General features: G+C 61.4%; 5 protein-coding genes. All 5 read right to left on the bottom strand.

Translation table 11 applies throughout. The features are described from left to right. Positions 1–789, bottom strand: a 789-nt coding sequence (locus tag ROH8110_RS18325; RefSeq protein ID WP_085819239.1) for a branched-chain amino acid ABC transporter permease, incomplete at its 3' end; no start/stop codon positions are given. Beyond that, entirely contained in the window at positions 790–1,047 is a 258-nt protein-coding gene (locus ROH8110_RS18320; RefSeq protein WP_085819238.1) for a hypothetical protein, read from the bottom strand. It lies immediately after the preceding gene. A gap of 4 nt (positions 1,048–1,051) precedes the next feature. Next, on the bottom strand, positions 1,052–2,041 hold the full coding sequence (locus ROH8110_RS18315; RefSeq protein WP_085819237.1) for a branched-chain amino acid ABC transporter permease: 990 nt from the start codon (positions 2,039–2,041) through the stop codon (positions 1,052–1,054). Between the two features lie 47 nt (positions 2,042–2,088). After that, positions 2,089–2,910 (bottom strand): ABC transporter ATP-binding protein, encoded by an 822-nt coding sequence (locus tag ROH8110_RS18310; protein ID WP_085819236.1) that lies wholly within the window; start codon positions 2,908–2,910, stop codon positions 2,089–2,091. Continuing rightward, positions 2,907–4,308: AMP-binding protein (locus ROH8110_RS18305; RefSeq protein WP_139837434.1), on the bottom strand; the 1,402-nt coding region annotated here is incomplete at its 5' end. The genes ROH8110_RS18310 and ROH8110_RS18305, both read right to left, overlap by 4 nt.

Raw genomic sequence — 4,308 nt, 5'->3', positions numbered from 1 at the left:
CTCGCCGACCTCGACCGCGCCAAGGTAGACCGAGAAGAACAGCGCGCCCGCGATGCCGACAAAGAACGAGCTGATCGCGAATGCGCTCAGCTTGGCGCGCAGCGGGTTCACACCGATGATCTCGGCGGCGATGTCCATGTCGCGGATCGCCATCCATTTGCGCCCGGCCATGCCACGCGTCAGGTTGCGCGCGATCAGGGCGCAGAACACGGTAAACACGAGGCAGAACAGATAGGCGGCCCAGGGCGCGGTCTCGGCGCCGGTGATCGGCACGCCGAACATGGTGCGCTCGGGCGCGCTGATCTGGCCCGAGGCCGAATAGTTGTAGAACCACGGCACCCGGTTGAACAGCCACACCAGGAAGAACTGCGCCGCCAGCGTCGCCACCGCAAGATAGAAGCCCTTGATACGCAGGCTGGGCAGCCCGAACAGCACCCCGACCGCCGCCGTGATGCCGCCCGCCAGAAGCACATGGAACAGGATGTTCACTTCGGGAAACGAGGTCATCAGCTTGTAGCAGGCATAGGCCCCCACCGCCATGAAACCGCCGGTGCCAAGGCTGACCTGCCCGCAATAGCCGACAAGGATGTTGAGCCCGATCGCCGCGATCGAATAGATCAGGAACGGCAGGAATACGGCATTCACCCAATAGTCGTTGATGAAGAACGGCACGACCGCAAACGCGACCAGCAGCACCGCGTAATAGCGATACCTGTCGAACTTGATCGGAAAGGTCTGATTGTCGGCCTTGTAGGAGGTCTTGAAGTCCCCCGCTTCACGATAAAACATCTAGAGAACCTCCCCGGAAATGTCGCCGTCGTCTTCACGCTTTTGCGCGCGGTTGGCCGGGCGGGCGTAGCCCGTGTTCTCGGCGTGGCGGACCAGTTTCAGATAAGCCAGTATCCCCAGCCCGCCGCCGATGGCGGCAAGGATCGCGGCGATGACCATCTGGGCGCTCTGCTCGGCCCGTGCCGTCAGGGCAAGGTATCCGAAGGCCCAGAAGCCCGACCAGGCGATAACATTGGCGATGGCGATCAGTTTCTGCATCGGATCACACCCTTTCAATGATCTTCTCGCCGAACAGGCCCTGCGGCCTGAAGACGAGGAAGATCAGCGCCAGCACATAGGCGAACCAGATTTCCGTGGCCCCGCCCAGATAGGGCGCGCCGATGGTGAACTCGAACAGCTTTTCGCCGACACCGATGATCAGCCCGCCGACAATGGCGCCGGGGATCGAGGTGAACCCGCCCAGCATCAGCACCGGCAACGCCTTGAGCGCAATCAGCGAGAGCGAGAACTGCACACCCGATTTCGTGCCCCACATGATGCCCGCGACCAGCGCGACGAACCCGGCCAGCGACCACACCATCACCCAGATGAAGTTGAGGCTGATACCGACGCTTAGCGCCGCCTGATGGTCGTCCGCCACCGCGCGCATCGCCCGGCCATGCTTGGAGAACTGTGCGAAGATCACCAGCGCGATCACCAGCAGCGCTGCGACCAGCGTGGCCCACAGATCCAGGTTGTCGATGAAGAAGCCATAGCCGAAGATGTTATAGGTCACCTCGTCTATGGCGCTGTTGATCCCTTGCGGCAGGCCCACATCCAGCTTCTTGATGTCGCTGCCCCACATCATGTCCCCGAACCCTTCGAGGAAATAGGCAAGACCGATGGTGGCCATGAACAGGATGATGGGTTCCTGCCCGACAAGATGGCGAAAGATGAACTGATTGACCGCCCAGGCCAGCGCGACCATCACCACCATGGTCAGCAGGATCGCCAGAAGGGCGGGAACATGCCATCCGAAATGGTGGATCTCGGTGCCGAAGACCGCGTTGATCAGGTGACTGAACGGCACCTGCCCCTCCATGATCCCCACCAGCGTCAAGGCCGCGAAAAGCGCCAGCACCCCCTGCGCGAAATTGAAAATGCCGCTGGCCTTGTAGATCAGTACGAAGCCGAGCGCGACGAGCGCATAAAGCACCCCCGCCATCAGGCCGTTCAGAAAGACCTCCATTCCCCAAATCAGCTGATCAGGCATGTCGTGATCCTCCTTGAATGCCGCTGTCGTCGCGAAGCCAGGCGAAATCAGTCATGGGCCACCCCCAGATACGCGTCGATCACGTCCTGATTGTTGCGCACCTCGTCGGGTGTGCCGTCGCCGATCTTCTTGCCATAATCCATCACCACGACACGGTCGCTGAGGTCCATGACCACGCCCATGTCGTGTTCGATCAGCGCGATGGTGGTGCCGAACTCGTCGTTCACATCGAGGATGAAACGGCTCATGTCCTCCTTTTCCTCGACATTCATGCCGGCCATCGGCTCGTCGAGCAGCAGGATCGAAGGTTCGGCCGCCAGCGCGCGCGCCAGCTCCACCCGCTTCTTGAGGCCATAGGGCAGGCGCCCGACCGGGGTCTTACGGATATGCTGGATCTCGAGGAAGTCGATGATCTTCTCCACCGCCTCGCGGTTCCTGACCTCTTCGCGCTCGGCCTTGCCCTTCCAGATCGCCTGCGACAGAAGTCCGGCATTCATCTGCCGGATGCGACCCGTCATGACGTTGTCCAGAACGGTCATCCCCTCGAAGAGCGCGATATTCTGAAAGGTCCGGGCGATACCCTGTTGCGCCACCTGGTAGGGCTTCATCGGCGGGCGTCTCTCGCCCTTGTAATAGACCTCGCCCTCCTGCGGGTTGTAGAACCCCGAGATGACGTTGAGCATGCTGGACTTGCCCGCGCCGTTGGGGCCGATGATCGCGCGGATCTCGCCCTCGCGGATGTCGAACGAGATATCCTTGATCGCGACCACGCCGCCAAAGCGCAGCGTGATGTTGCGCATTTCCATCACCACCCCGCCGATCTTGCGGCCGTCCTCGGTGATGTAGCCGTCTGCGTCCATGTCCTTCATTCCGCCGCCACCTTCTTTTCGCCCTCGACCGGCACCACCTCGGCATCGCGGATTTCAAGCGTTGCGCTGATCGCGCCCTTGCGCCCGTCCTCGTAGGTGACTTCGGTGGTGGTGTAGATCTCTGTCGAGCCATCATAGAGAGCGCCGACAAGGTCCTCGAACTTCTCGGCGATCACGCCGCGGCGCACCTTGCGCGTGCGGGTCATCTCGCCATCGTCGGCATCCAACTCCTTGTGCAGCACAAGGAAGCGATGCACCTGGCAATGCGACAGCATCGGGTCTTCGGCAAGGCTGCGGTTCACCTCTTCGACATGCTCCTGGATGGTGGCAAGCACCTTGGGGTGACCCGCCAGCTCCTGATAGGACGCATAGCCGATATTGTTGCGCTCGGCCCAGTTGCCCACAGCATTGAGGTCGATATTGATGAACGCCGTGCAGGCGTCGCGCTGGTTGCCGAACACCACCGCCTCGAGGATGTTGGGATAGAACTTCAGCTTGTTCTCGACATATTTGGGCGCGAACATCTTGCCATCGGCCATCTTGCCGACATCCTTGGCGCGGTCGATGATCCGCAGATGCCCCGACCCTTCCTCGAAGAAGCCCGCATCGCCCGTGGCAACCCAGCCTTCGGGATCCTTGGTGCTTTTGGTGCTTTCGGGGTTCTTGTAGTAATATTCAAACGTGCCGGGGCTGCGATAGAACACCTCGCCCGACTCGTCGATGCGGATCTCGACGCCCGGCGCGGCGACGCCCACGGTATCGTTGCGCACCTCGCCATCGGGTTGCAGCGTGATGAACACGCTGGCTTCGGTCTGCCCGTAGAGCTGTTTGAGGTTGATGCCGAGGCTGCGGTAAAATTCAAAGATCTCGGGGCCGATCGCCTCACCCGCAGTATAGCCCACGCGCACCCGGCCAAAGCCCAGCGTATCCTTGAGCGGCCCGTAGATGAACAGGTTGCCCAGCGCGTATTTCACCCGGTCCCATGCGCTCACCTGCTTGCCGTCCAGGATGGCGGGGCCGACCTTGCGCGCATGCGCCATGAAGCGGTCGAACAGCCATTTCTTGAACCGCCCGGCATCCTCCATGCGGATCATCACATTGGTCAGCTGGCTTTCAAACACGCGCGGCGGCGCGAAATAATAGGTCGGGCCGATCTCACGCAGGTCGGTCTGCATCGTGTCCACGGATTCCGGGCAGTTCACGCAGAAGCCGCACCAATAGGCCTGACCGATCGAAAAGATGAAATCGCCCACCCAGGCCATCGGCAGATAGGCCAGCACCTCTTCGTCGCGCGACAGCTTGTCGAACTCCGCCGACGAACGCGACGCCTCGATGATATTGCGGTTGGACAACACCACGCCCTTGGGCTTGCCGGTGGTACCCGAGGTATAGAGCATC

The organism is Roseovarius halotolerans (assembly GCF_900172255.1).
GTDB classification, from domain to species: Bacteria; Pseudomonadota; Alphaproteobacteria; order Rhodobacterales; family Rhodobacteraceae; genus Roseovarius; species Roseovarius halotolerans.
Note: the sequence above shows the minus strand (reverse complement) of the source record. Positions and strands in the feature narration are given on the sequence as shown.

Bases quoted from the DNA above. Each gene is read 5' to 3' on its own strand.
- ROH8110_RS18315 (WP_085819237.1), bottom strand. From the start codon at position 2,041: ATGCCTGATCAGCTGATTTGGGGAATGGAGGTCTTTCTGAACGGCCTG.
- ROH8110_RS18320 (WP_085819238.1), bottom strand. From the start codon at position 1,047: ATGCAGAAACTGATCGCCATCGCCAATGTTATCGCCTGGTCGGGCTTC.
- ROH8110_RS18310 (WP_085819236.1), bottom strand. From the start codon at position 2,910: ATGAAGGACATGGACGCAGACGGCTACATCACCGAGGACGGCCGCAAG.